This window comes from Dokdonella sp., assembly GCF_036518555.1.
In the GTDB taxonomy this organism is placed as follows: domain Bacteria; phylum Pseudomonadota; class Gammaproteobacteria; order Xanthomonadales; family Rhodanobacteraceae; genus Dokdonella_A.
The window spans coordinates 61,703-86,423 of record NZ_DATDMY010000132.1; the positions used below are offsets into that span (position 1 = coordinate 61,703).

Genomic DNA, 24,721 nt, shown 5'->3' on the forward strand with positions numbered 1-24,721 from the left:
GGGTGGCCGCGCGCAAGGCGCTCGCATCTTCCGGTTCCCCAGCCGCCCGGATGATAATGCGAGGCCCGCCCGCAGGCCCCGACGATGTACGCCCAACCAGCGCCCGCCGTGAAGATCACCGTCCCGGACCTGCAAGCCCGCAAGCAGCGCGGCGAGAAGATCGTCTCGATCACTGCCTACGACGCGGCGATCGCAGCGCGCGCGGACGAAGCCGGCGTCGATCTCGTGCTCGTCGGCGATTCGCTCGGCATGGTGGTGCAGGGGCATCCGAGCACGCTGCCCGTGACGATGGACGCCATGGTCTACCACACGGCGTGCGTCGCGCGCGGTTTGCGTCGCCCGCTGCTGGTCGCCGACCTGCCGTTCATGAGCTATCGGCGGGAGGATCTCGCGCTCGCGAATGCCGCGCGCCTGCTCGCCGAAGGCGGCGCCGCGATGGTCAAGCTCGAGGGTGCGGACTGGGCCTGCGCGATCATCCATGCGCTCAAGCGGCACGACGTGCCGGTATGCGCGCATCTCGGTCTCACGCCGCAGGCGGTGCATCGCCTCGGCGGCTACAAGGTGCAGGGCCGCGACGAAGCGTCGGCGGCCCGGTTGCGTGCCGATGCGCGCGCGGTGCAGGACGTGGGTGCGGACCTGCTCGTGCTCGAATGTGTTCCGGCCGCGCTCGCCGCCGACATCACGCGCGACCTCGCGATTCCGACGATCGGCATCGGCGCGGGCGCCGCCTGCGACGGCCAGGTGCTCGTCGTGAACGACCTGCTCGGCATCACGCAAGGCAAGCGACCGCGCTTCAGCAAGGATTTCCTCGCGGGCACCCATTCCGTACTGGATGCCATCAGCGCGTATGCGGCCGCGGTGCGCAGCGGTGAATTCCCCGCGCCGGAGCACACCTACTAGCGGGGGCGAGCGGCTGCGAGCATGCCACCCGCAGAGGCGGCAGCAGGCGACGCTGATCGACCGGGCGACGATGCGGCCGCGCCATGAATCGGACGGGACCCGACTGATGCGAACCTGTGTTTCCACGACGGACCTGCGCGCATGGCTCGAGCCGATTCGGCGCGAGGGGCGCCGCATCGGCTTCGTGCCGACGATGGGCAACCTGCACGCGGGCCACTACTCGCTGCTCGACATCGCGCGCGCGCATGCGGACGTGGTCGTCGCCAGCGTGTTCGTGAACCCGACCCAATTCGGACCCAACGAGGACTTCGCGCGCTACCCGCGCACGCCCGAAGCCGACGCGGCCGGACTCGCCGCGCACGGCTGCGATGCATTGTTCCTGCCGCGCGTCGAGGATCTGTATCCGTACGGCGCCTCGCGCAGCGTCAAGGTCGTCGTGCCGGAGCTTGCCGACGTGCTCGAAGGCGCGCTCAGACCCGGACATTTCGACGGCGTCGCGACCGTCGTCGCGAAGCTCTTCAATTTCGTGCAGCCGCATGTCGCCGTCTTCGGGCGGAAGGACTACCAGCAGCTGCTCGTGATCCGGCGCATGGTGCGCGACCTCGGATATCCGATCGACATCGTCGGCGCACCGATCGTGCGGGAAGCCAACGGACTCGCAATGAGTTCGCGCAACCAGTACCTCGACCCCGCGCAACGCGAGCGCGCGGGCGTGATCCACGCCGTGCTGCAGGGCATGCGCGAGGCGGCACGGTCGGGACTCCCGTTCGCCGGCATCGAGCACGACGCGCGGGGCGAACTGGAGCGAAACGGGCTGGTCGCGGACTACGCCGTCCTGCGGCGCGCCGAGGACCTTGCCGCCGCGGCCGCGACCGACGCGCCGGAGACGTTGGTAGCGCTCGTGGCCGCGCGTTTGGGGACGACCCGCCTCATCGACAACCTGTCGATTGCGGCGCCGTAGCTTTTTCGTTGCGGGCTGTGGTATTCTCCCCACCGTCGTTAGGGGTTTCCGCAACACACCGCGGGGTTCCGAGGACACGCAGGGCGCATTGTAGGTAATCGTCACTCCGATTTGAGACCCTCGCAGCGATCATCGCGCGAGGGTTTTTTTTGCCCGTTTGTCTAAGAGAATCAATGGCTTGCGCCGCTCGGAGATGCCAGAGCGCGCAGCCTCATGCTGCCTTGCACAAGGCTTTGCTATACTGATTTCTCTGCGCATGTTGCGCGCACGCAACAACGGGGCGACGACCCATGCACCTGAACATGCTCAAGGCGAAGATCCATCGCGCCAGCGTGACTCACGCGGAACTGCACTACGAAGGCTCCTGCGCCATCGACGGCGACCTGCTCGACACCTCGGGCATCCGCGAGTACGAGCAGATCCACATCTACAACGTCAACAACGGCGAGCGCTTCTCGACCTACGCGATCCGCGCGGACGAAGGCTCGGGCGTGATCTCGATCAACGGCGCGGCCGCGCACCGCGCGCAGCCCGGCGACATCATCATCATCTGCGCTTACGGCGGTTACAGCGAAGCGGAGGCCGAGCAGCACAAGCCACAACTCGTCTACGTCGACCGCCACAACAAGATCACGCACACGAACCGCTCGATTCCCAAGCAGGCGGCTTAGCGCTTGCGGTCGTCCGCGACCGCGGAGGATGGGATTTTCGGCAGCGTGAGCCGCGAGGCTCGCCGGATTCCAGTGCGGCCATCCGTGGCCACACCTTTCAAGTGACGCACGCGTCGACGTGAGCTCAAGCCCGGCCGTCGCGCACCTAGTTGCGCTTCTTCTTTTCGTGTTGGGCGAGGGCCCAGGCGACGTGTTCGCGCACGAGCGCGGAAGGGTCGTCCACGCGTGATTGCAACGCCCGCGTCACATCGTCCGCGCTCGGTGCGTTGCCGAGGGCGACCGCGATGTTGCGCGACCAGCCTTCGTAGCCTGTGCGGCGAATCGCCATGCCTTCCGTGCGCGCGAGGAAGTCGGTTTCGCTCCATCCGAACAGCTCGACCAGCCGTGGCGATTCGAGCCCGCTGCGTGGCGTGAAGTCGGCCTCGCTCGTCGCCTTGGCGAACTTGTTCCAGGGGCAGGCGAGCTGGCAGTCGTCGCAGCCGAAGATGCGATTGCCAATCAACGGGCGCAGCTCCTCGGGAATCGCGCCGCGCAACTCGATCGTGAGGTAGGAAATGCAGCGACGCGCGTCGAGCCGATACGGCGCGACGATCGCCCGGGTCGGGCAGATGTCGATGCAACGCGTGCACGTGCCGCAGTGGGCGCTCGACGGCGCATCGGCCGGCAACGGCAGGTCGGTGTAGATCTCGCCGAGGAAGAACCACGAGCCGGCGTCGCGATCCAGCAGCAGGGTGTGCTTGCCGATCCAGCCGAGCCCCGCGTTGCGCGCGAGCGCCTTCTCGAGCACGGGCGCGGAATCGGTGAATACGCGATGGCCGAACGGTCCCGCCACGGCGGCGATGCGGTCCACGAGCTTCTGCAGTCGCCCGCGCAGCACCTTGTGATAGTCGCGTCCGAGCGCGTATCTCGATATGTAGCCGAACTCGCCGGCACCAATCACGTCCCAGGCGTCGCGGATGCCCGGTGGCGCATAATCGAGCCGCGCCGAGATCACGCGCACCGTGCCTGGGTGCAGGTCGGCAGGCCGGCTACGCCGGGTGCCGTGTCGCGCCATGTAGTCCATCTCGCCGTGATGGCCCGATTCGAGCCAGTTGAACAGGTGCACCTCGTCCTCGGCGAGGTCGATGCCGGCGATGCCGATCTTCTGGAAGCCGAGCTGTTCGCCCCAGCGGCGAATGTCGGAAGCGAGCGTGGCGTAGTCGGTCATCGGTGCAGGACGTTCATCGCACAAGGATAGCGCCGCCCGAACGTGTCCTGGCTATCGCGGGCGCACTTCGCGCTCGCGCGAATGACGGCTCGTCGGGATGTTGCCTAGAATGCGCCCATGCCGACGCACGATCCTTCAACGTCCCTCTACACCTGTGCGCAGGTGCGCGCGATCGACCGTGCGGCGACCGATCGTTGCGGCGTCGCGGGCTTCGAGCTCATGCAGCGCGCGGCCACCGCGGCGTTCGCGAGCCTGCGCAGGCGCTGGCCCGGCGCAAGTCGCATCGGGGTGCTCGCCGGCGCCGGAAACAACGGCGGCGACGCGTTCCTGCTGGCGCGCCTCGCCCTGCAAGAGGGCCTCCGCGTCGACCTGCTCGCATTGACCGCGACGTCGCGCGGCGATGCCGCCCAGGCGCGCGCGGCGTTCGCCGAGGCGGGCGGGCGCGCGCGGCTCGCCGACGCAGAATCGGCCCTGCCGGACGGCGAGGTACTGGTCGACGGCCTGTTCGGTACCGGTCTCGTACGACCGCTCGACGGCCTCGCCGCGCTGCTCGTCGGGCGCATCGCGGGCGTGCCCGTGCTCGCACTCGACGTCCCCTCGGGGCTCGACGCCGATACTGGCGCGCGAACGGGGCCGTGCGTGCGTGCCGACGCGACCGTCAGCTTCGTCGGATGGAAGCGCGGCCAGTTCACCGCCGATGCGAGCGACCAGTGCGGCGTGCGCGAACTCGCTACGCTCGAACTTCCCGCGGAAGCCTACGAAGGCATCGCGGCCGACGCCGAACTCGTCGATACCCGCATCGGCTGCGAGCTGCCTCGGCGGCACGCCAACTCCAACAAATCGAGTTTCGGCCACGTGCTCGCGCTCGGCGGCGACGAAGGCTTCGGCGGTGCGATCCGCCTCACCGGCGAAGCGGCACTGCGTTGCGGCGCCGGGCTCGTCAGCATCGCGACACGCGCGGCACACGTCGTCGCGATCACTGCGGCGCGCCCGGAGCTGATGGCGCGCGGCATCGACGATGCCGTCGCACTCGCGCCGCTGCTCGAGCGCGCGAGCGTGCTCGCGCTCGGACCCGGGCTCGGCCTGCGCGACTGGGGACGAGCGCTGTTCGAGGCCGCCCTCGCGAGTGGCAAGCGACTCGTCGTCGACGCCGACGCGCTCAACCTCCTCGCCGAGATGCCCCGCCCATTGCCGCCGGTGGTCGTGCTGACGCCGCACCCGGGCGAAGCCGCGCGCCTGCTCGGCTGCGACGCCGCAGCGGTGCAGCGCGATCGCTTCGCCGCGGCGCGCGAGCTCGCGCGCAAGTATGCGGCGGTCGTCGTGCTGAAGGGAGCGGGGAGTCTGGTGGCCTCACCCGACGGCCGTATCGCGGTATGCCCTTGGGGCAACCCGGGCATGGCCAGCGCGGGCATGGGCGACGTGCTGACCGGCGTCGTCGCTGCGCTGCTTGCACAAGGATGCGACGCTTGGGCGGCGGCGCGGCTCGGCGTCGCGCTGCATGCCCGCGCGGGCGACGTGGCCGCCGACGCAGCGCCACGCGGTCTCGTCGCCAGCGACCTGTTTCCACCCTTGCGTCGCCTCGTCAACGCGGGTGCCGCATGAGGGTTTCGCTGCCTTCGCTCGACGAAGCGGAACTCGTCCAACTCGCCGTGCACCTCGCGCCCGCGCTGCGGGACGGCGGCACCGTGTACCTGCGCGGCGACCTCGGCGCCGGCAAGACCACGTTCGCCCGCGCCCTGTTGCAGGCACTCGGCGTCGATGCGCGCATCAAGAGTCCGACGTACAGCCTGATCGAGTCGTATCGCGTCGGCCGGCTCGACATCCACCACCTCGATCTCTATCGCATCGCCGACCCGGGCGAGCTCGAGTGGCTGGGCATCGGCGAACTCGCGGACGGCGCCTCGCTACTGCTGATCGAGTGGCCCGAACGCGGTGCCGCGGCGCTTCCCGAGGCCGACCTGCAGATCGGCCTGAGCCATGCCGGCGCCGTGCGCGACCTCGTCGCGACCGCGTCCGGCGCCAGCGGCGAGGCGATGCTCGCGGCGTGGGATCCGAGCCGATCGGCGCGGCAGGGGCCCGGCCCATTCATTTCGCCCACTTGAGGAAGTTTCCGCACTGCTCGGATTTGCAAGGGAAATTGCTTGCAATTTCCGGTGCCTTTCGGGTTGAATACGCCGCATGTCAGGGACGCGCAACCATCGCTGGCTCGCCGCTTGCTTGGCCGGACTGTCCGGCGCGGCTGCGCATGCTCACGCGGCCGACATCAAGAACCTGCGCGTCTGGGCCGGTCCCGAGTACACGCGCGCGGTGTTCGACGTCTCCGGACCGGTCGATTACAAGCTGTTCGAACTCGCCAAGCCGGATCGCATCGTGCTCGACCTGCGCGACAGCCGCTTGGCCGAGGAGTTCAGCGCGCCGGCGGCGAAAGGCGTGCTCAAGGGCCTGCGCGCGGGCAAGCAGGGCAAGGCCGACGCGCGCATCGTGTTCGATCTCGCCGAAGGGGTGCATCCGAAGAGCTTCCTGCTTCCGCCCGCGGACAAGTTCGGCTACCGCCTCGTGCTCGACCTGTATCCGTCGACGGCGAAGCAGGCGCCGGTGAAGAGCGTCGCACAGGTGTCGAGCGGCAAGGGTCGCGACGTGATCGTCGCCATCGATGCCGGGCACGGCGGTGACGATCCGGGCGCCACCGGGGCCAGCGGTACCCACGAGAAGACCATCACGCTGGCGGTCGCGCGAGAACTCAAGAAGGCAATCGACAAGACGCCCGGCATGACCGCGGTGTTGACCCGCGATGCCGACTACTTCATTCCGCTCGAGCAGCGCTATCTGAAGGCACGCGAGGCGAAGGCGGATCTGTTCGTCTCGATCCACGCCGATGCATTCACGAGCAGCGACGCACGCGGTTCATCCGTCTGGGTGCTGTCGCCGCGCGGCGCCACCAACGAAGCCGCGCGCTGGCTCGCCGACCGCGAGAACCGCGCCGATCTCGTCGGCGGCATTTCGCTCGACGACAAGGACGACATGCTCGCGAAAGTGCTGCTCGACCTGTCGCAGGGTGCGACCATGGGCGCGAGCAATGCCGTCGCCGAAGAGGTACTCGCGGCGCTGAAGAAACTCGGCCCGACCCATCGAAATTACGTCGAGCGCGCGAACTTCGTCGTCCTTCGCTCGCCCGACGTACCGTCGATCCTGGTCGAGACTGCCTTCATCACGAATCCGACCGAAGAAGCGCGCCTCACCAATCCCGACCATCGCGAGAAGCTCGCGGGCGCGATCCTCGACGGCGTACGCGACTACTTCCGCGCGTCGCCGCCGCCGGGCAGCCTGTTCGCGGCGAACAGCCGGCGCGAGCGCGGCGATCGCGCGAAGGCGTCGCGTTACGTCGTCGGCCGCGGCGACACGCTGAGCGCGATCGCAGCGACCCACGGCCTCACCACGGCGGAACTGCGCGCGGCGAACAATCTCGCCGACGAACGCGTGCGCATCGGCGCCGTGCTCGAGATCCCCTCAGGTTGACGAAACGGCTGAACACGAAGAGCTGGACAGCCTGAAACACGAAGCACACAGAGCGCACAGAGAAAACGCGTTCAGTCGAATGCGTTTCCCGTGAGCTTTCTTCGTGTGCTCTGTGTGCTTCGTGTTTCAATCTTTTTGGCCTTCGAGTTTTTCCTTCTAGCTGCTCGAAGTGCCTGATCGTAGACGCGCCGTGGTCGGTTATCATGTGGGTTCGCCATGCCCCGCATCCGTTCGCTTCCGCCCGAGCTCGTCAACCAGATCGCCGCCGGCGAGGTGATCGAGCGGCCGGCGTCGGTGGTCAAAGAACTGGTCGAGAACAGCCTCGACGCCGGAGCGCGACGCATCGAGATCGACGTCGAGCAGGGCGGTACGCGCCTGCTGCGCGTGCGCGACGATGGCAGTGGCATCGATGCGGACGACCTGCCGCTCGCGATCGCATCGCACGCGACGAGCAAGATCGCGAGCTTCGACGATCTCGAGCGCGTCGGCACGCTCGGTTTCCGCGGCGAGGCGCTGCCGTCGATCGCGTCGGTGTCGCGTTTCTCACTCACGTCGCGTGCGCGTGGAGCCGATGCCGCATGGCGCATCGAGGTCGACGGCGGTCGCGCGCGCGCGCCGGTTCCCGCGCAGCATCCGGCCGGCACCAACATCGAAGTGCGCGACCTCTTCTACAACCTGCCCGCCCGACGCAAGTTCCTCCGCGCCGAACGCACCGAGTTCGGCCATATCGAGGAGCTCGTGAAGTCGATCGCGCTCGCGCGCACGGCGACGGAGTTCCGCCTCGCGCACAACGGCAAGGCCGTGCGCATCCTCAAGGCGATCGACAGCGACATGGAGCGCGCGCGCCGCGTCGCCGACGTGCTCGGCGACGGGTTCCTCGGCCAGAGCCTGGAGATCGAGCATTCCGGCGCGGGGCTGCGCCTGTACGGCTGGGTCGGCTTGCCGACCGCCTCGCGCGCGCAGGCGGACCAGCAGTACTTCCACGTGAACGGCCGACTGGTGCGCGATCGCCTCGTCGCTCACGCGGTGCGCCAGGCGTACGCCGACGTGCTGTTCCACGGGCGCCATCCCGCGTTCGTGCTGTTCCTCGAACTCGATCCGGTGCTGGTCGACGTCAATGTCCACCCCGCCAAGCACGAAGTCCGCTTTCGCGAAGGCCGGCTCGTACACGACTTCCTCTATCGCGCGCTCGACGACGCGTTGTCGGGCGCACGCGCCGGCGCGGCGCCGAGGGAGATTTTCACGTCCGCATCGCACGCGGACGCGAGCGGGGCGTCGCCGGCGTGGGCCGGACAGCGACAGGCCGGCCTCGGCCTCGGCGTGCGCGAGCCGCTCGCCGATTACGCGGCACTGCTCGGCGGAATCGCGCAAGCCGCCGTTGCGCCGGGCGCGCGCGAGCACGGCGAAGCAACCGAAGTGCCGCCGCTCGGCTTCGCGCTGGCGCAGCTGCACGGCATCTACGTGCTCGCCGAGAACGAGAACGGACTCGTGCTCGTCGACATGCACGCGGCCCACGAGCGCATCACGTACGAGAAGCTCAAGCAGGCGCGAGATGGCGACGGCATCCGTTCGCAGATGCTGCTCGTGCCGATGTCGCTCGCACTGAGCGAGCGCGAGGCGGCCGTCGTCGAGGAGCAGGCGCAGCGATTCGCCGAACTCGGATTCGACGTCGTGCGCAGCGGGCCGCAGACCGTCTCCGTGCGGCGCATCCCCGTGGTTCTGGATGGTGCTGATGTCGGGCGGCTCGTGCGCGACGTCATCGCCGACCTCGCCGTGCATGGCCAGACCCGGCGCATCGAGGAGAGTGCGAACGAACTGCTTGCGACGATGGCCTGCCACGGCTCGGTGCGCGCGAATCGGCGCCTCAGCATTCCGGAGATGAATGCGCTGTTGCGCGAGATGGAAGCGACCGAACGCTCGGGCCAGTGCAACCACGGCCGGCCGACCTGGGTGCAGCTCGCGATCCCCGAACTCGACCGGCTGTTCCTGCGTGGGCGCTGATGTCGGGCGCCGGCACGCCCGAGCGCTGCCACGCCGTGGCGCGCGGTCGGCGTCCCGGGTAAGCAGCGGTCCTCCGTCCGACCGCCGGCGAGCGCGGTGGGCGGGGAACTCGCGGCGCACTCGCGGATTCTTGACATTTCGAACGCCAGCTTCGACGCTTCGCCGTTCGCTCACCCGTCCACCTACCAACCTGGATCGCCTGAGGTAACCCCCGCATGTTGATGCTGAAGAGCGCCGCGCTCGCCGCGGCCGGCTTCGCCGGAGTGCAACTGATGTCCGCCCATGTCGAGACGAGCAAGCCCGCCGATTACACGCGGGAGATCGAGGGCTGGCGCGCGCAGCGTGTCGAGCGCCTCAAGGCGCCGGCCGGCTGGCTCAGCCTGATCGGCCTGCACTGGCTCAAGGACGGTGCCAACAGCGTTGGCAGCGGCAAGGGCAACGACATCGTGCTCGCGAAGGGGCCGGCGAAACTCGGCACGATCACGCTCAAGGACGGCAAGCTGACGATCGCGCTCGACCCGAAGGCGGGGGCGACGATCGACGGAAAGTCGGCGTCGACCGCCGAATTGCTCGACGATTCGCACGAAACGCCGACCACGGTTGCCTTCGGCAGCGTGAGTTTCTACGTGATCGACCGCAACGGCAGGAAGGCGTTGCGCGTGAAGGACACCGAGGCGAAGACGCGCACGGGGTTCAAGGGCATCGAAAGCTTTCCGATCGACCCGTCGTGGCGCGTCGAGGCGAAGTTCGAGGAGTTCAAGCCCGCTCATTCGCTCGAGATTCCGACCGTGCTCGACACCGTCGACAAGATGACGGTGCCGGGGAAGGTCACGTTCACGCGCGACGGCAAGAGCTACACGCTGTTGCCCGTGCTCGAAACTGCCGATGCGAAGGAGTTGTGGTTCATCTTCGCCGACCGTACGAGCGGCAAGGAAACCTACGGTACGCGATTCCTCTACGCCGACCTGCCCAGGGACGGCAAGGTCACGGTCGATTTCAACAAGGCGTACAACCCGCCCTGCGCGTTCACGCCCCATGCGACGTGCCCGCTCGCGCCGCCGGAAAACCGCCTCGACCTGCGCGTGACCGCGGGTGAGAAGAAGTACGCGGGCGGCTCGCACTGAGGCCGACCGCGGGCCGGCTCTGCTGGCCGGCTGCCGTTCAGGCGGCAGACGCATCATGTCGCTGCCGTGAATTCCCGGCGCCCGCCGCGATCCGAGCCTTGCGCTTTGGACCGCGGCGGCCCTCGGGTACACTAGCGCGCTTTTCCCGGCGCGGCCCCGCTGCGGCATCGCCCCAGGTTCGCCATTCCATCCCGGAGACACAGGCATGAAGTTCGGTTGGTCACTCGCCCTCGCGGCGCTGTTCGTTGCAGGGTCCGCGTCCGCGCAGGACACCACGTCCGACAAGGGCAAGCTTTCCTACGCGATGGGCTTTCAGCTGGGTAGCCGGCTGTCGGGCCAGAAGGCCGACGTCGACATCGCGACCTTCACGCGCGCGTTGCAGGACGCGTTCGCCGGCAAGGAACCCGCCGTTCCGCAGGCGGCGATGGCCGATGCGGTGCAGAAGTACGAGCAGAAGATGAAGTCGGCGATGGACAAGGAACTGGCCGACAACAAGCGCGAAGCCGACGCGTTCATGGCCGGCAACCGCAGCAAGAAGGGCGTCGTCGTGCTGCCGAACGACGTGCAGTACAAGGCGATCGAGGACGGCAACGGCAAGTCGATCACGCCGGCCAGCGAAGTCACCTTCCACGTGCGTGTGTCGCTGACCAACGGTCGCGAGATCCGCAGTTCGTTCGTCGGCGAGCCGGTCAAGGCCAAGGTGTCCGACATGCCGGGCATCTTCGGCACCAAGCTGCTGCCGGAGGTGATCCAGAAGATGAAGGTCGGCGACCACTGGATGATCTACCTGCCGCCGGAACAGGCGTCGGGCAACCAGGTGTTCATCTGGGAGGTCAAGATCGTCGACGTCAAATGACGCCGCGATGACGTCATCCCGCCGGTGCGTCGAGTACGACGACTCGGGAATGGATGGCGTCGCCCCTTCAGTGCACGAACGTGCAATGACGGGAACTCCGATCGGTGCAAGACGCAACGCCGCGCCCCGTCGCGGCGTTTGCGTTTGCGAAGGACACGCATGAATTCCCAGTTCGTCCCCATCCTCAGCCCCTGCATCGGCATCTGTCGTCTCGACGCCGGGGGCTATTGCGAAGGCTGCCTGCGCAGCGGGGACGAGATCGCCCGCTGGGTCGCGATGGGCGAAAACGAGCGGCGACGGCTCATGGACGACGTACTGCCGCAGCGCGAGGCCGCGCGCCGGTGACCGGCGTCGATCCGCAACGCCTGCGTCGTGCGGTGCGCGCCCTGGGCGATCCTCCCGCCGGCGCGGGCTGGAATGCGGGCGACCTCGCCGACGCGCTCGGTGACGCCCCGTTGCGACCTGCGGCGGTGCTGGTGCCGATCGTCCAGCGTGGCGACGCGTTGACCGTTCTGTTCACGCGCCGGGCAGGCCACTTGCGCACGCACGCGGGCCAGGTCAGCTTCCCCGGCGGCGCGATCGACGCCGGCGACGCCGATGCGATCGCGGCGGCGCTGCGCGAGACGGAGGAGGAGACCGGCATCCTTCCCGCGGATGTCGAGCCATTCGGCTTCCTCGATGGTTTCGACACGGTTTCCGGTTTCCACGTATTCCCGGTCACGGGCTTCGTGCGTGGCGGCTATCTGTCGCGCATGCACGAGGCCGAGGTCGAGGAGATCTTCGAGGTACCGCTCGAGTTCCTGCTCGCGCCGGCCAACCTGAGGCGCGAACGGATCGATTGGCGCGGCAGGGCGCGTACGATCTTTGCGTTTGAATGGGAAGGCCGACGCATCTGGGGCGCGACGGCGGCGATGCTGAAGAACCTGATCGATCGACTGGAGCGCTCCGCATGAATCCGACGACGCTGGTGACCGCGGCCGAACTCGCTCGACTGCAGGCGCGCGGCAGCGTGCTCGTGGCCGACTGCCGCTTCGACCTCGCCGATGCGGCCAAGGGCGAACGCGAGTGGGCGCAGGCGCACGTCCCCGGCGCGGTCTACTTTCACCTCGACCGCGATCTGTCCGACCTCTCCAAGCGCGCCCTCGGCCGCCACCCGTTGCCGCACGATCTCGTGTTCTCCGCCGCGCTCGCACGCGCGGGTTGGCGACCCGGCGTCGACGTCGTCGCCTACGACGACGCGCAAGGCGCGCTCGCGGCGGCGCGCATGTGGTGGTTGCTGCGCCTCGCCGGCGTGCGCAACGTGGCCGTGCTCGACGGTGGCTGGGCAGCGTGGCGCGACGCCGGCCTGCCGATCGAGTCCGGCGCCGCCGTGACCGAGCAAAGCACGGTGCAGCTCGCGCTCGATCGCGCCCAGGTCGTCTGGTTCGACGAGCTCGAGCGCCGCCGCGCGAGCGGCGACGTGCTGCTCCTCGATGCGCGTGCCGCGCCGCGCTATCGCGGTGAGATCGAACCGATCGACACCGTCGCCGGGCACGTGCCCGGCGCACGCAACCGGCCGTTCGCGGACAACCTGCAGGATGGTGGCCGCTTCAAACCGCGCGAACGGCTGCGGAACGAATTCGAGTCGCTGCTCGAAGGACGACCTGCGCGCGATGTCGTGCACATGTGCGGCTCCGGCGTCACCGCATGCCACAACCTGCTCGCGATGGAATACGCCGGCCTCGCCGGCTCGCGCGTGTTCGCACCTTCGTGGAGCGGTTGGATCAGCGATCCTTCGCGTGCGGTGGCGAGTGGCGAATAGAAGCGGCAGCCCGGAGCACGAAGCCTTCGCAGCGCAAGGCTTGCATCAACGGCGCACCACCTAGCCCTTCGCCTTGAGGCGCGCGACGAGCGTGTGCAGCACGGCCTGCGCCTCGGGTGCGAACCAGCGATCGAGGAAATCCTCGACCGGCAGCGCGCGCGGGTCGGCGAACACGGCGGCGAGGTCGGCGCGGGCGAGGCGCCGCGTTTCGGCCATCGCGTGCGGCGGGAACGCGAGCAGTTCCCCGAGCCATGCGATTGCGCGTGGCACGACCGCGTGCCCGTCGACGAGTTCGTCGACGAGGCCGATCGCATCGGCCTGCTCGGCGTCGAGCATCGCACCGACGACCATGAGGCGCTCCGCGCGGTAGGCACCGACGAGTCGGCGCAGCGCGGCCTGGATGCATTCCGGCACGGACAGGCCGACCTGCACTTCGTTGAGTCCGATGCGATAGGCGCCGCGCGCCATGACGCGGTAGTCGCACATGATCGACAGCACGGCGCCACCCGCGGGCGCGTGGCCGGTGATCGCCGCGACGACCGGGATCGGCGAACGCGCGAGCGCGCCGCACAGGCCGAAGAAGTCGTGCCAGAACCCGCGGAACTCGTCGCGTCCGAGCTGCAGCAGGGCGGGCACGTCCAGTCCGGCGGAGAACAATCCGGGCGAGCCGGAAACGACGAGCGCGCGCATGCCTTCGCTCGGCGCCGCCTCCACCGCCACGCGCAGCGCATGCACGAGGCCCGGATCGAGCGCGTTCACGGGCGCGCGCGCGAGGCGCAGTTCCTGGATCGTGTCGTGCTGGATGATGTCGAGCATGGGGCGTCCTGCGGCGGCGGTGCGTCGGCGGGAAAGGCGTCGTCAGCCTTCGTTCGGCGACCAATGGTATTTCACCGCGTAGTCGAGCGTCGCCTTGCCGCCCGCGGGGACCGCGACACGGAATTCGAGCAGGTCGGGGCTCTGCTTGGCGGGCTTGACGCTCGACGACACGAGCGTCCACGCGCGCCAGCGGTTCGGATGTTCGCGCACGCTGACCTCGCGCGCGGTCTCGCCGCTGTTGGTCAGCGTGATGCGGAATCCTTCCTCGAGTTCGCGCGCGGCCTTGTCGACCTTGAACGCAGTGCGCTCGCGCGCGACCGCGAGGTCGAACGCGACGCCAAGGTTGACGAGCACGTCGCGCCCCTTGGCGACGTCGGTGATGCGGTTCTCGCCGAGCAGTTCGGTGCGACCGTCCTTGTCGCGCGTGAGCACGCGCAGGTTGCCGCCGGGGAGGTTCTCCGCCGCGACGAACGACAGCTGGCTCTGCACGGGACCGCTGCCGGCCTGCCACGCATCCGGTTCGAGCATCGGCTTCGGCGGGAACCACGCACCTCCGGTCTCGTAGACCCAGCGGCGCTCGCACGCGATGGCGCTGCTCGCATAGAGCGGCACCTGCGTCACGCTCGCATCGGGGAGATCGAGCGACCCGTCGATCGCGTAGGCGCGATAGTCGCCGAGCGAGGATTGCTCCGGCATCCCTTCCGGTGCCGGCGCGGGCGCTGCGGCGGCCTTCATCATCATGACGCGCGGGCCGCGATCGAACTTGGCGAAGTTCGGCGAGCCCGCGATGAGCTTGAGCTGCGCTCCCGCGAAATCGCGGCCGCTGCGATTGGCGATGCTCGCGAGCGCATCGAGACGCAGGCGGCAACCGTCGTCACCGAGCAGCAGCGCGGAGTACGCGGCCCGCCAGCCGAGTCCGGATGTCGGATACGTCAATGTCGCCGCTGCTGCGCCGCCCTTGCCGTCGACCGCGACCTGCAGCGTGCTGCCAGGCATGCCCGATCCCTCGGCGAACTCGACGCGCACGTAGTCGCGCACGTAACTGATGCGGCCGCCCGTTGCGCGGATGCCGACGCCGTTGCCGTCGATCGCGACCAGCGTGCCCTCCGCGAGCGGCTTGCCGTCCGGGCCGAACACCTGCACGACTTCGCCGCGATGCGCAGCGAGCAGGCCCGCGTCGCCGGCGGAGATCACGCGCTGCCCGAGCACGCGTGCAGCGCCGCCGAAATCGATCGAAACCGCCTCGGTATCGAGCATCGTCGGCAGGCCGTCGACGATCACCGTCTGGCGGCCGCCGGCAAGCGGAATCTCGCGTCCTTCATGCACGATCGCGTGGCCATCCGCGATCGGCTGGTTGCCCGCTTCGAACAGCGTGTCGCTGTCGCTGCGGTAGATCGTGACGGCGGGACCGGCGGCGTGGACGAGCGTGGATGCGGCGCTCATGGCGATCACCAGCAGGTTGTGGCGCATGGTCGCACTCCTGTTGCGCGGGAGGGATGCGGCTATCATAGCCGCGACATCGGAGGCTGCCATGGTCCACCTGCGCGTCGTTCCGCTCCTGCTCATGCTGCCGTTCGCGTCGTCGAGCGCGCATGCCGACGGCAAGCTCGGCGTTTTCGACGCCTGGATCCGCGCCGCGCCACCCGGTGCGACGATGACCGCCGGCTATGCGACCCTGAAGAACAGCGGGGATGAACCGCTGACCGTGCTCACGGTGCAAAGCGATGCATTCCGGCTCACGTCGCTGCACGAGACGATCGTCGACCGCGACGTGTCCAGGATGCGAGAGGTGCATCGGCTCGTGCTCGAACCCGGCAGCGAGATCCGGCTCGCTCCGGGCGGCAAGCACCTCATGCTGATGCAACCGCGGCACGAGATCGCGGTCGGCGACAAGGTGCAGGTGATGTTCCTGCTCGCCGACGGCACGCGCCTGGAAACCTATTTCGACGTCGTCGCACCCGATTCCGGCGAAGACTGACACGCGCTGCGGATCGCCCGCGGCAACGGCACCGATCGCCCGCTCGCGGGGTCGATCCACACCATGACGACCTCGCCGTCCGCGTAGGCGACCGTGGCATCGTGCTCGTCGACGATGCGGTGGGAGATCGTCAGCGAGGAAGTGCCGAGGCGGATTGCGGCCAGTTCGACCGCGATGCGCGCGGGCCAGGCGAGCTGGCGGCGGTAGTTGACCTGCGCCGCGGCGACGACGGGCATCATCGTCTCGTCGAACCATGCGCCTTCGATCCCCGCGAGCCAGGCGAGGCGCGCTTCCTGCGCGTAGACGAGGAACGCCGCATTGTTGACGTGATTGAACGCATCGAGGTCGCCCCACCGCACTTCCATCGGCACGCGCGCGAGCACGGGCGCGGCGGGCGCGACCGCGTCGGCGTCGATGCCGGTCATGCGGCCTCCTTGCGACCGCGCTTGCGCGGCACCGCAGTCGTGCCGGCGAGGGCGCGCGCGAGGAACCGGCCCGTATGCGAGCCCGACACGCGCGCGATCTGTTCCGGAGTGCCGGTCGCGACGATCGAGCCGCCGCGGCCGCCACCCTCGGGGCCGAGGTCGACGATCCAGTCCGCGGTCTTGATCACGTCGAGATTGTGCTCGATCACCACCACCGTGTTGCCGTCGTCGGCGAGCCGCTGCAGCACGCCGAGCAACTGCTCGATGTCGTGGAAGTGCAGGCCGGTGGTCGGTTCGTCGAGGATATACAGCGTGCGCCCCGTGTCGCGCTTGCTGAGCTCGCGCGACAGCTTCACGCGCTGCGCCTCGCCGCCGGACAACGTCGTCGCGCTCTGCCCGAGCTTGATGTAGGTGAGTCCGACGTGCATGAGCGTTTCGAGCTTGCGCGCGAGTACGGGCACCGGCTCGAACAGCTTGTGGGCGTCCTCGACGGTCATCTCGAGCACGTCCGCGATCGTGTGGCCCTTGTAGGTGATCTCGAGCGTTTCGCGGTTGTAGCGCTTGCCATGGCAGACGTCGCACGGCACGTAGACATCGGGCAGGAAGTGCATTTCGACCTTGATGAGGCCGTCGCCTTCGCACGCTTCGCAACGACCACCCTTGACGTTGAAGCTGAAGCGGCCGGGACCGTAGCCGCGCGAACGCGCCTCGGGTACCTGGGCGAACAGCTCGCGCAGCGGCGTGAACAGGCCCGTGTAGGTGGCGGGATTCGAACGCGGCGTGCGCCCGATCGGCGACTGGTCGATGTCGACCACCTTGTCGAACAGCTCGAGTCCGTGGATCGCGCGGAACGGCGCCGGCTTCTCGTTCGCACCGTTGAGTTCCGCTGCCGTGTACTTGTGCAAGGTGTCGTTGATCAGGGTCGACTTGCCCGAGCCCGACACGCCGGTGATGCAGGTGAACAGGCCCGCGGGGATCTCGAGGTCGACGTCCTTCAAGTTGTTGCCGCTGGCGCCGAGCAGGCGGAGCATCTTGTCGGGATCGGCCTGTCGCCTTCGCTTCGGCACCTCGATGCCGCGCTGCCCGGACAGGTATTGCCCCGTGAGCGAACGCTTCGACTTGAGGATCGCGTCGATGTTGCCCTGCGCGACGATCTCGCCGCCGTGCACGCCCGCGCCCGGGCCGATATCGACGATGTGGTCGGCGAGGCGGATTGCATCCTCGTCGTGCTCGACGACGATGACCGTGTTGCCGAGGTCGCGCAAGCGGTTCAGCGTGCCGAGCAGGCGTTCGTTGTCGCGCTGGTGCAGGCCGATCGACGGTTCGTCGAGCACGTACATGACACCGACGAGGCCCGCGCCGATCTGCGAGGCGAGCCGGATGCGCTGCGCTTCGCCGCCCGACAGCGAGTCCGCCTGGCGATCGAGCGTGAGGTAGTCGAGGCCGACGTCGACGAGGAAATGCAGGCGCTCGCGGATCTCCTTGACGATCTTCGCGGCGATCTCGCCGCGCCAGCCGGCGAGCTTGAGCGCCTTGAAGAACGCGAGCGACTGCTCGATCGGCAGCGCGGTCAGCGCGGGCAGGTTGGAGTCGCCGACGAACACGTTGCGCGCGCTGCGATTGAGCCGCTGCCCATGGCAGTCGGGACACGCGCGCTCGCTGATGAATTTCGCGAGCTCCTCGCGCACCGCGGGCGATTCGGTTTCCCGGTAGCGGCGTTCCAGGTTCGGCACGATGCCTTCGAACGCGTGCTTGCGCGTGACCGCGCCGCTCGCACCGGTCACGTAGCGGAAGCTGACCGGTTCTCCACCGGAGCCGAACAACACGTGATGGCGTGTCGCTTCCGGCAGGTCGTGCCACGGCGTGTCGACGTCGAACTTGTAGTGCTTGGCGAGCGAAAGGATCAGCTGGAAGTAGTACTGGTTGCGCCGGTCCCAGCCGCGCACCGCGCCCGCGGCGAGGCTCAGCTGCGGGTTGACGACGACGCGCGCGGGATCGAAGAACTGGGTGACGCCGAGGCCGTCGCAGGCCGGGCAGGCGCCGACCGGTGAGTTGAACGAGAACAGGCGCGGCTCGAGTTCGGGCAGCGAGTAGTCGCAGACCGGGCAGGAGAAGCGCGACGAATACGTGACCTCGGCCGCCTTCGCGTCGTCGAGGTCGACGAGGATCGCGATGCCTTCGCCGAGTCGCAGGGCGGTCTCGAACGACTCGGCGAGGCGCTGCTTGATGTCGGTCTTGGGACGGAAGCGGTCGATCACGACCTCGATCGTGTGTTTCTGGCGCAGCGCGAGCGCGGGCACCGCGTCGAGTTCGTGCACGGTGCCGTCGACGCGTGCGCGCACGAAGCCCTGCGCGCGCAGCTGGTCGAACACCTGCACGTGCTCGCCCTTGCGCTCGCGCACGACCGGCGCGACGAGCATGTAGCGCTTGTCCGGGGGAAGTGCGAGCGTCGCGTCTACCATCTGGCTCACGGTCTGCGCCTCGAGCGGGATGCCGTGGTCGGGGCAACGCGGCGTGCCGACGCGCGCGAACAGCAGGCGCAGGTAGTCGTACACCTCGGTGATCGTACCGACGGTCGAGCGCGGGTTGTGCGAGGTCGACTTCTGCTCGATCGAGATCGCCGGCGACAGGCCCTCGATGTGGTCGACGTCCGGCTTCTCCATGATCGAGAGGAACTGGCGCGCGTAAGCCGACAGCGACTCGACGTAGCGGCGCTGCCCCTCGGCGTAGATCGTGTCGAACGCGAGCGACGACTTGCCTGAGCCGGACAACCCGGTAATGACGATCAGCTTGTCGCGCGGCAGATCGAGGTCGATGTTCTTGAGGTTGTGCGTGCGCGCACCGCGGATGCGTATCGTGTCCATGGCGGGGGAGGTGTGGGGCGTCGTCCACTATAGCAAGGGAGGCGAGCTGGCCGGGCTGTGCGCGAGGCACCACGAGCCGGATGGCTGCGCGATGGATCTCGCACCGCTGGAGGCATCCGTTCATCGCGGCCCGCTCGGCGCGCACGACTGCGTGCGACGGCCCGCTCTGCGTGGAGCGGGCCAGTCGACCGTCGCGCGCGAAACGATGGCGAGGCGACCGCCGGCACGCCGTCGCCCGAATGCGTGCGTATTGCGCGCGCCTCGCGGGGCGACGGCACCGCCCCTTGCGTGCCGGAACAACGACTTGCGCGAGAAACCGCGCTCCGCTAGACTGCGCGGCTCGCTCCCGGTCCATTGGGCCCGGGGCAGGGCTGATTCCAGAATAACTACAGAGGCATAGCCATGTACGCAATCATCGTCACCGGCGGTCGCCAGTACCGCGTGGCGCAGGGTGAAGTCCTGCGCGTCGAGAAGATCGCCGCCGACGTCGGCGCCGAGGTCAAGCTGGACCAGGTCCTGCTCGTCGGCGAAGGCGAGGGTGTCACCGTCGGCGCACCGCTGGTCGCGGGCGCGCTCGTCACCGCGAAGGTGAAGTCGCACGGTCGTGCGGAGAAGATCCGCATCGTCAAGTTCCGTCGCCGCAAGCATCACCGCAAGGAGATGGGGCACCGCCAGCACTACACCGAAATCGAAATCGTCGGCATCACCGGCGCGGGCAAGAAGTAAGGAGCACGGCAATGGCACACAAAAAGGCAGGCGGCTCAACCCGCAACGGTCGCGACTCGAACCCGAAGTACCTCGGTGTGAAGGTGTACGGCGGCCAGGCCGTCGAGGCCGGCAACATCATCGTGCGCCAGCGCGGCACGCGCTTCCATCCGGGCACGGGCGTCGGCCTCGGCCGCGACCACACGCTGTTCGCGCTCGTCGACGGTACGGTCGAGTTCAAGGTCAAGGGCGCCGAGGCGCGCAAGACGGTCAACGTGATTCCGGGCTGATCAACGCTCGCAATCGCCCAGCGAAGGCCCCGCCGCGAGCGGGGCTTTTCGTTTCTGGCCGAGGACTGGAACGCCCGCGAGCGCGCAGCTTTCCGCCCCCGTCCGCGCCTCTCGCATCGACAAGCTTGCCTGGCGCCGCCGGGCACCAGACCATTGGCAGCCCCCCGGGCCCCATCCCCCATCCCCCAGCCCCAGCCCTCAAAATGAAATTCGTCGACGAAGCGGTCATCCAGGTCCATGCCGGCAATGGCGGCAACGGCTGCGTCAGCTTCCGGCGCGAGAAGTTCATTCCGTTCGGCGGTCCGGACGGTGGCGACGGTGGCAGCGGCGGCAGCGTGTGGCTCGTCGCGGACGAGGGCATCAATACGCTCGTCGACTTCCGCCATCAGCGGGTGTTCCGTGCCCAACGCGGCGAGAACGGCATGGGGCGGCAAATGGCCGGCAAGGGCGGCGAGGACACGGTCATCCGCGTCCCGGTCGGCACCGTCGTCATCAATACCGCGACCGACGAGGAGATCGGCGACCTCACCGCGCACGGCCAGCGCCTGCTGGTCGCCCAGGGCGGTCACGGGGGCCTCGGCAACATCCATTTCAAGAGCTCGGTCAACCGCTCGCCGCGCAAGGCGACCCACGGCAGCGCCGGCGACGAGCGCGAGATCAAGCTCGAACTCAAGGTGCTCGCCGACGTCGGCCTGCTCGGCTTTCCCAACGCGGGCAAGTCGACCCTGATCCGCGCGGTTTCGGCGGCGACGCCGAAGGTCGCGGACTATCCGTTCACGACCTTGCAGCCGCACCTCGGTGTCGTGCGCATCGAGGCCGACCGCAGTTTCGTCATCGCCGATATCCCCGGTCTCATCGAGGGCGCGGCCGAAGGTGCGGGCCTCGGCATCCAGTTCCTCAAGCACGTCGCGCGCACGCGCCTGCTGCTGCACGTGGTCGACATCGCGCCGCTCGACGGCATCACCGATCCGGTCGCCGAGATCCGTGCGATCGAGAACGAACTCGCCGGATTCGACCCCGGGTTGCTCGATCGCCCGCGCTGGCTCGTGTTCAACAAGGTCGACCTGATTGCACCGGACGAGCGCGAAAAGGTCGCAAAGGCGATCGTTCGCAAGCTCAAGTGGAAGCAGCCGTGGTACCTCGTCTCGGCGATCGCGCGCGAGGGCACCTGGCCGCTCTGCCTCGACATCCAGCGCTTCTTCGACGAACAGAAGTACGCGGCCGAGGCGGCCGGGCAGGGCGCGTGAGCGTCGTCAGGGCAAAGAAAAAGCCGGCAACGCAGGCCGGCTTTCTCGATACGTGCGGCCGGGACGGCCGCTCTTGCTGCGCAATCGGGGTCGAATGCGGGAATTCAGGCGAGCGCCTTGATGTGCGCGGTCAGGCGGCTCTTGTGGCGGGCAGCCTTGTTCTTGTGGATGAGGCCGCGCGCGGCGTAGCGGTCCATCACCGGTTCGGCGATCTTCATTGCGGCCTCGGCTTTCGCCTTGTCCTTCGCCTCGATCGCCTTCACGACATTCTTGATCGCCGTGCGAACCATCGAACGCGCGCTGGCGTTGCGCTGGCGATGCTGCTCGGACTGGCGCGCACGCTTCTTCGCGGACTTGATGTTGGCCAAGGGACTGCTCCGGTAATCGGGATTGGAAAAAGACTACGAATTATGAAGGCCGATCCCTTCCGAGTCAACGATCGCAGTGGGAATCGGCGAGCGGGACGCGGGATTCGTGCGAACGGCCGAGCCGGTCGCGGCAGGCCACCTGCAGTCGCTGCCGCGCGGATGCGCCTGTCGGACTCCCGATTGCCCCTGACCGATTCCCGGCGCTGCGCATGACCCGCCCGAGCCTGCTCCGCTCCATGCTGAGCTTCAGCAGCGGCACCTTCGTGTCGCGCGTACTCGGTCTCGTGCGCGAGCAGGTGATCGCCTACGCGTTCGGCGCCAATGCGGCGACCGATGCGTTCTGGGTCGCCTTCCGCATCCCGAATTTCCTGCGCCGGCTGTTCGCCGAAGGATCCTTCTCGGTCGCGTTCGTCCCCGTGTTCACCGAGGTCAAGGAGACGCGCACCCACGAGGACCTGCGCCAGCTCGTCGCGCGCACGGCGGGTACGCTCGGCGGGGTGCTGTTCGTCGTGACCGCGCTCGGCATGATCGGGGCGCACTGGGTCGCGGGCGGCTTCGCGCCGGGTGCGATCGACGAGCCGGCCAAGTACGCGCTGACGACGGACCTGCTGCGCGTGATGTTCCCGTTCCTGCTGTTCGTCTCGTTGACCGCGCTCGCGGGTGCGGTGCTGAACAGTTTCCACAAGTTCATGCTGCCCGCGCTCACGCCCGTGATCATGAACCTCTGCCTCATCGCCGCCGCGCTGTGGGGCTCGCGCTGGTTCGACGTGCCGATCATGGCGCTCGGCTGGGCGATCCTCGCCGCGGGCATCCTGCAGCTCGTGGTGCAGTTGCCCGCGCTCGCGAAGCTCGACCTGCTCGCTTGGCCGCGCTGGGGCTGGCGCCATCCCGACGTGCGCCGCATCCTCACGCTGATGGTTCCGACCCTGTTCGGTTCGTCGGTCGCGCAGGTCAACCTGCTGCTCGACACGCTGATCGCGTCGTTCCTCATCACCGGTTCGCAGACATGGCTCACCCAGACGGACCGGCTGCTGGAGTTCCCGCTCGGCATCTTCGGCGTCGCTCTCGGCACCGTGATCCTGCCGTCGCTGTCGCGTCACCACGTCGCGACCGACCGCGACGGCTTCGCGCGCGCGCTCGACTGGGGCCTGCGCACGGCGCTCCTGATCTCCGTGCCGGCGATGCTCGCGCTCGTGCTGCTCGCCAAACCGCTGCTCGCCACGCTGCTGCAGCACGGGCGCTTCGGCGCGCACGACGTCGACATGGCCGCGCTGTCGCTGTCGGCGCTGTCGTTCGGCCTGCCCGCGTTCGCGCTGGTCAAGGTCGTCGCGCCCGCGTTCTACGCGCGCCAGGACACGAAAACGCCGGTGCGGGCGGGCATCGTCGCGATGGTCGTCAACATGGTGCTGAACCTGCTCTTCGTCGGCGGGCTGTTCCACCTCTGGCATCGCCCGGAGGACCTCGCCGACGGCTGGGTCGCAGGGATCGCGAAGGTACCCGGCCTGCACATGGGGCTCGCGCTCGCGAGTGCGCTCGCGAGCTATCTCAATCTCGCCCAGCTCTGGCTCGCGCTGGGGCGCGACGGCGTCTACGTGCGCCAGCCGGGCTGGGGCGCGCATCTGCTTCGCCTCGCGACGGCCTGCGCGGCGATGGTGGCCGTGCTCGGCGTCGGCCTGTGGCAATGGCCGGAGTGGGGCGGGTGGGACACCGGCACGCGCGTCGTGCGCCTCGGCGTACTCGTCGTCGGCGGCGGCGCAACGTTCGTCGGCGTGCTTTTCGCGTGCGGGTTCCGCATGCGCGACCTGCGCGGCGCGTAGGCGGGTCGAGCGCGAAGGCGTCCCCGCCCGCAGCGGCGAGGCGCAGCGATCCGCGGGATAGCCGGCGCGCGCTGCGATGTCCGGATCGGATATCGGCGCGTGCTGCGGCGCAGCGGCTATACTCGGCCGATGAGCCTGCTTTTCCGGGATGTCGCGGGGCCGAGCCTGGCCCCGGGCGGCAGCGTCGTTTGCGTCGGCGCGTTCGATGGCGTGCACCTCGGCCATCGCGCGCTGCTCGCGCGCGTGCGCGAGCGCGCGCTGGAGCAGGACCTGCTGCCGCTCGCGATAAGTTTCGAGCCGGTTCCCCGTGAATTCTTCGCGCGCGGCGCCCCCGTGCCACGACTCGCGAGCGCGCGCGAGAAGATCGCGCAACTCGGTGCGGCCGGCGCGGCAAGGCTGCTGTCGCTGCGTTTCGACGCCAGGCTGGCGGCGATGCCCGCGGAAACATTCATCGAGGACGTGTTGGTCGGTCGTGCGGATGCGCGTGAGATCTGGGTCGGCGCGGATTTCCGCTTCGGCCATGCGCGCCGTGGCGACGTTGCGATGTTGCGCGAGCACGGGCGCCGCCTCGGCTACACGGTCGAGGTCATGCCCGATGTCGCCGCGGACGGTGCGCGCGTGAGCAGCAGTGCGATCCGCACCTTCCTCGCGGCCGGGGATTTCGACGCGGCGGCCCGCCTGCTCGGCCGGCGCTTCGCGATAGGAGGTCACGTCGTGCGCGGCCAGCAACTCGGGCGCAAGCTCGGTTGGCCCACCGCGAACATCCGCCTCGGCCGCCGCACGTCGCCGGTGGTCGGCATCTTCGCCGTGCGCGTGCACGGCGTGGGTGCCGTCGCACGCCCAGGGGTCGCGAGCCTCGGCGTGCGACCGACGATCGACGGCGCAGGCGAGCCGTTGCTCGAAGCCCATCTGTTCGATTTCGACGGCGATCTGTACGGCCACCGCATCGAGGTCGAGTTCGTGCGGAAGTTGCGCGACGAGGTGAAGTTCGACGACCTCGACGCGATGGTGCGACAGATCGACCGCGACGCCGCACAGGCGCGATCGATCCTCGGCATGGTCGAAGTCGCATGAGCGATCTCCAGCGGACTTGCGACGGCTCGCCGAGCCTGTAGCCTTCCCGATTCCCGATTCCCGATTCCCGATTCCCGATTCCCGATTCCCGATTCCCGAT

Annotated in this window: 24 protein-coding genes; 18 read left to right on the plus strand and 6 right to left on the minus strand. The window is 68.7% G+C overall.

The genetic code is table 11. The annotated features are described in order from the left end of the window. Window positions 1-84: 84 nt before the first annotated feature. From panB to panD, 3 genes are all read left to right on the plus strand, one after another. A complete protein-coding gene (gene panB / locus VI238_RS07980) occupies window positions 85-900 on the plus strand; it encodes a 3-methyl-2-oxobutanoate hydroxymethyltransferase (RefSeq protein WP_331650199.1) in 816 nt (271 codons plus the stop codon). Window positions 901-1,006: 106 nt separating this feature from the next. Beyond that, on the plus strand, window positions 1,007-1,861 hold the full coding sequence (gene panC / locus VI238_RS07985; RefSeq protein WP_331650201.1) for a pantoate--beta-alanine ligase: 855 nt from the start codon (window positions 1,007-1,009) through the stop codon (window positions 1,859-1,861). A gap of 290 nt (window positions 1,862-2,151) precedes the next feature. Continuing rightward, window positions 2,152-2,532 carry an aspartate 1-decarboxylase gene (panD, locus tag VI238_RS07990; RefSeq protein WP_331650202.1) on the plus strand — a complete coding sequence of 127 codons (381 nt, stop codon included), beginning with the start codon at window positions 2,152-2,154 and terminating at the stop codon, window positions 2,530-2,532. A 145-nt stretch (window positions 2,533-2,677) separates the two neighbouring features. Here panD and queG read toward each other — a convergent pair whose 3' ends face one another. Further along, window positions 2,678-3,739 carry a tRNA epoxyqueuosine(34) reductase QueG gene (gene queG, locus VI238_RS07995; protein WP_331650204.1) on the minus strand — a complete coding sequence of 354 codons (1,062 nt, stop codon included), beginning with the start codon at window positions 3,737-3,739 and terminating at the stop codon, window positions 2,678-2,680. A gap of 117 nt (window positions 3,740-3,856) precedes the next feature. Here queG and VI238_RS08000 point away from each other — a divergent pair, with 117 nt between their 5' ends. The 9 genes from VI238_RS08000 (at window position 3,857) to VI238_RS08040 (ending at window position 13,037) form a co-directional block, all read left to right on the plus strand. Beyond that, window positions 3,857-5,341, plus strand: coding sequence for an NAD(P)H-hydrate dehydratase (locus VI238_RS08000; protein ID WP_331650206.1), 1,485 nt, complete (start codon window positions 3,857-3,859; stop codon window positions 5,339-5,341). Next, window positions 5,338-5,841: a tRNA (adenosine(37)-N6)-threonylcarbamoyltransferase complex ATPase subunit type 1 TsaE gene (gene tsaE, locus VI238_RS08005; protein ID WP_331650207.1), complete on the plus strand. Its 504-nt coding sequence runs from the start codon at window positions 5,338-5,340 to the stop codon at window positions 5,839-5,841. The genes VI238_RS08000 and tsaE overlap by 4 nt, the downstream gene beginning before the upstream one ends. Window positions 5,842-5,917: 76 nt before the next feature. Then, complete coding sequence (locus tag VI238_RS08010; protein ID WP_331650209.1) at window positions 5,918-7,255, plus strand: N-acetylmuramoyl-L-alanine amidase; 1,338 nt, start codon at window positions 5,918-5,920, stop codon at window positions 7,253-7,255. 216 nt (window positions 7,256-7,471) lie between these two features. After that, entirely contained in the window at window positions 7,472-9,256 is a 1,785-nt protein-coding gene (gene mutL / locus VI238_RS08015) for a DNA mismatch repair endonuclease MutL (RefSeq protein ID WP_331650211.1), read from the plus strand. Between the two features lie 221 nt (window positions 9,257-9,477). Next, window positions 9,478-10,380: a DUF1684 domain-containing protein gene (locus VI238_RS08020; protein ID WP_414650038.1), complete on the plus strand. Its 903-nt coding sequence runs from the start codon at window positions 9,478-9,480 to the stop codon at window positions 10,378-10,380. Window positions 10,381-10,585: 205 nt separating this feature from the next. Further along, complete coding sequence (locus VI238_RS08025; protein WP_331650213.1) at window positions 10,586-11,236, plus strand: FKBP-type peptidyl-prolyl cis-trans isomerase N-terminal domain-containing protein; 651 nt, start codon at window positions 10,586-10,588, stop codon at window positions 11,234-11,236. Between the two features lie 159 nt (window positions 11,237-11,395). Continuing rightward, complete coding sequence (locus VI238_RS08030) at window positions 11,396-11,581, plus strand: DUF1289 domain-containing protein (protein ID WP_331650215.1); 186 nt, start codon at window positions 11,396-11,398, stop codon at window positions 11,579-11,581. A gap of 131 nt (window positions 11,582-11,712) precedes the next feature. After that, complete coding sequence (locus VI238_RS08035) at window positions 11,713-12,189, plus strand: CoA pyrophosphatase (protein ID WP_331650246.1); 477 nt, start codon at window positions 11,713-11,715, stop codon at window positions 12,187-12,189. Further along, entirely contained in the window at window positions 12,186-13,037 is an 852-nt protein-coding gene (locus VI238_RS08040) for a sulfurtransferase (protein WP_331650217.1), read from the plus strand. Before VI238_RS08035 ends, VI238_RS08040 begins: the two co-directional genes overlap by 4 nt. A gap of 60 nt (window positions 13,038-13,097) precedes the next feature. On the opposite strand, the gene VI238_RS08045 is transcribed toward VI238_RS08040, so the two are convergent. Together VI238_RS08045 and VI238_RS08050 are read right to left on the minus strand one after the other, a co-directional pair. Then, the gene (locus VI238_RS08045; protein WP_331650218.1) at window positions 13,098-13,853 is read right to left on the minus strand and encodes an enoyl-CoA hydratase/isomerase family protein; all 756 of its coding nucleotides are present in this window, start codon (window positions 13,851-13,853) and stop codon (window positions 13,098-13,100) included. Between the two features lie 42 nt (window positions 13,854-13,895). Continuing rightward, window positions 13,896-15,323, minus strand: a complete 1,428-nt coding sequence (locus VI238_RS08050; protein WP_331650220.1) for a DUF4139 domain-containing protein — start codon at window positions 15,321-15,323, stop codon at window positions 13,896-13,898. Between the two features lie 61 nt (window positions 15,324-15,384). On the opposite strand from VI238_RS08050, the gene VI238_RS08055 reads away from it, so the two are divergent. Then, complete coding sequence (locus VI238_RS08055; RefSeq protein WP_331650222.1) at window positions 15,385-15,831, plus strand: copper chaperone PCu(A)C; 447 nt, start codon at window positions 15,385-15,387, stop codon at window positions 15,829-15,831. Here VI238_RS08055 and VI238_RS08060 read toward each other — a convergent pair. After that, window positions 15,792-16,256, minus strand: a complete 465-nt coding sequence (locus VI238_RS08060) for a thioesterase family protein (protein WP_331650224.1) — start codon at window positions 16,254-16,256, stop codon at window positions 15,792-15,794. The genes VI238_RS08055 and VI238_RS08060 overlap by 40 nt on opposite strands. Beyond that, on the minus strand, window positions 16,253-19,120 hold the full coding sequence (gene uvrA, locus VI238_RS08065; protein WP_331650226.1) for an excinuclease ABC subunit UvrA: 2,868 nt from the start codon (window positions 19,118-19,120) through the stop codon (window positions 16,253-16,255). Before uvrA ends, VI238_RS08060 begins: the two co-directional genes overlap by 4 nt. Before the next feature lie 402 nt (window positions 19,121-19,522). Between uvrA and rplU the strand changes: the two genes are divergently transcribed. The 3 genes from rplU to cgtA all read left to right on the plus strand — a co-directional run bounded on the left by rplU (window position 19,523) and on the right by cgtA (window position 21,362). After that, complete coding sequence (rplU, locus tag VI238_RS08070) at window positions 19,523-19,846, plus strand: 50S ribosomal protein L21 (RefSeq protein ID WP_331650228.1); 324 nt, start codon at window positions 19,523-19,525, stop codon at window positions 19,844-19,846. A gap of 11 nt (window positions 19,847-19,857) precedes the next feature. Further along, window positions 19,858-20,115: a 50S ribosomal protein L27 gene (gene rpmA, locus VI238_RS08075; RefSeq protein WP_131994653.1), complete on the plus strand. Its 258-nt coding sequence runs from the start codon at window positions 19,858-19,860 to the stop codon at window positions 20,113-20,115. Between the two features lie 203 nt (window positions 20,116-20,318). After that, complete coding sequence (gene cgtA / locus VI238_RS08080) at window positions 20,319-21,362, plus strand: Obg family GTPase CgtA (RefSeq protein WP_331650233.1); 1,044 nt, start codon at window positions 20,319-20,321, stop codon at window positions 21,360-21,362. 104 nt (window positions 21,363-21,466) lie between these two features. On the opposite strand, the gene rpsT is transcribed toward cgtA, so the two are convergent. Continuing rightward, window positions 21,467-21,730: a 30S ribosomal protein S20 gene (gene rpsT / locus VI238_RS08085; protein ID WP_131995482.1), complete on the minus strand. Its 264-nt coding sequence runs from the start codon at window positions 21,728-21,730 to the stop codon at window positions 21,467-21,469. Between the two features lie 209 nt (window positions 21,731-21,939). Here rpsT and murJ point away from each other — a divergent pair, with 209 nt between their 5' ends. Both murJ and VI238_RS08095 read left to right on the plus strand, forming a co-directional pair. Beyond that, window positions 21,940-23,547 carry a murein biosynthesis integral membrane protein MurJ gene (murJ, locus tag VI238_RS08090; protein WP_331650236.1) on the plus strand — a complete coding sequence of 536 codons (1,608 nt, stop codon included), beginning with the start codon at window positions 21,940-21,942 and terminating at the stop codon, window positions 23,545-23,547. Between the two features lie 129 nt (window positions 23,548-23,676). Further along, window positions 23,677-24,621, plus strand: coding sequence for a bifunctional riboflavin kinase/FAD synthetase (locus tag VI238_RS08095; RefSeq protein WP_331650238.1), 945 nt, complete (start codon window positions 23,677-23,679; stop codon window positions 24,619-24,621). The last annotated feature ends 100 nt before the right edge of the window (window positions 24,622-24,721 follow it).

Excerpts from the sequence above, each read along its gene's own strand:
- panB (WP_331650199.1), top strand. The coding sequence starts at position 85 with ATGTACGCCCAACCAGCGCCCGCCGTGAAGATCACCGTCCCGGACCTG.
- panC (WP_331650201.1), top strand. The coding sequence starts at position 1,007 with ATGCGAACCTGTGTTTCCACGACGGACCTGCGCGCATGGCTCGAGCCG.
- panD (WP_331650202.1), top strand. The coding sequence starts at position 2,152 with ATGCACCTGAACATGCTCAAGGCGAAGATCCATCGCGCCAGCGTGACT.
- queG (WP_331650204.1), bottom strand. The coding sequence starts at position 3,739 with ATGACCGACTACGCCACGCTCGCTTCCGACATTCGCCGCTGGGGCGAA.
- VI238_RS08000 (WP_331650206.1), top strand. The coding sequence starts at position 3,857 with ATGCCGACGCACGATCCTTCAACGTCCCTCTACACCTGTGCGCAGGTG.
- tsaE (WP_331650207.1), top strand. The coding sequence starts at position 5,338 with ATGAGGGTTTCGCTGCCTTCGCTCGACGAAGCGGAACTCGTCCAACTC.
- VI238_RS08010 (WP_331650209.1), top strand. The coding sequence starts at position 5,918 with ATGTCAGGGACGCGCAACCATCGCTGGCTCGCCGCTTGCTTGGCCGGA.
- mutL (WP_331650211.1), top strand. The coding sequence starts at position 7,472 with ATGCCCCGCATCCGTTCGCTTCCGCCCGAGCTCGTCAACCAGATCGCC.
- VI238_RS08020 (WP_414650038.1), top strand. The coding sequence starts at position 9,478 with ATGCTGAAGAGCGCCGCGCTCGCCGCGGCCGGCTTCGCCGGAGTGCAA.
- VI238_RS08025 (WP_331650213.1), top strand. The coding sequence starts at position 10,586 with ATGAAGTTCGGTTGGTCACTCGCCCTCGCGGCGCTGTTCGTTGCAGGG.
- VI238_RS08030 (WP_331650215.1), top strand. The coding sequence starts at position 11,396 with ATGAATTCCCAGTTCGTCCCCATCCTCAGCCCCTGCATCGGCATCTGT.
- VI238_RS08040 (WP_331650217.1), top strand. The coding sequence starts at position 12,186 with ATGAATCCGACGACGCTGGTGACCGCGGCCGAACTCGCTCGACTGCAG.
- VI238_RS08045 (WP_331650218.1), bottom strand. The coding sequence starts at position 13,853 with ATGCTCGACATCATCCAGCACGACACGATCCAGGAACTGCGCCTCGCG.
- VI238_RS08050 (WP_331650220.1), bottom strand. The coding sequence starts at position 15,323 with ATGCGCCACAACCTGCTGGTGATCGCCATGAGCGCCGCATCCACGCTC.
- VI238_RS08055 (WP_331650222.1), top strand. The coding sequence starts at position 15,385 with ATGGTCCACCTGCGCGTCGTTCCGCTCCTGCTCATGCTGCCGTTCGCG.
- VI238_RS08060 (WP_331650224.1), bottom strand. The coding sequence starts at position 16,256 with ATGACCGGCATCGACGCCGACGCGGTCGCGCCCGCCGCGCCCGTGCTC.
- uvrA (WP_331650226.1), bottom strand. The coding sequence starts at position 19,120 with ATGGACACGATACGCATCCGCGGTGCGCGCACGCACAACCTCAAGAAC.
- rplU (WP_331650228.1), top strand. The coding sequence starts at position 19,523 with ATGTACGCAATCATCGTCACCGGCGGTCGCCAGTACCGCGTGGCGCAG.
- rpmA (WP_131994653.1), top strand. The coding sequence starts at position 19,858 with ATGGCACACAAAAAGGCAGGCGGCTCAACCCGCAACGGTCGCGACTCG.
- cgtA (WP_331650233.1), top strand. The coding sequence starts at position 20,319 with ATGAAATTCGTCGACGAAGCGGTCATCCAGGTCCATGCCGGCAATGGC.
- murJ (WP_331650236.1), top strand. The coding sequence starts at position 21,940 with ATGACCCGCCCGAGCCTGCTCCGCTCCATGCTGAGCTTCAGCAGCGGC.
- VI238_RS08095 (WP_331650238.1), top strand. The coding sequence starts at position 23,677 with ATGAGCCTGCTTTTCCGGGATGTCGCGGGGCCGAGCCTGGCCCCGGGC.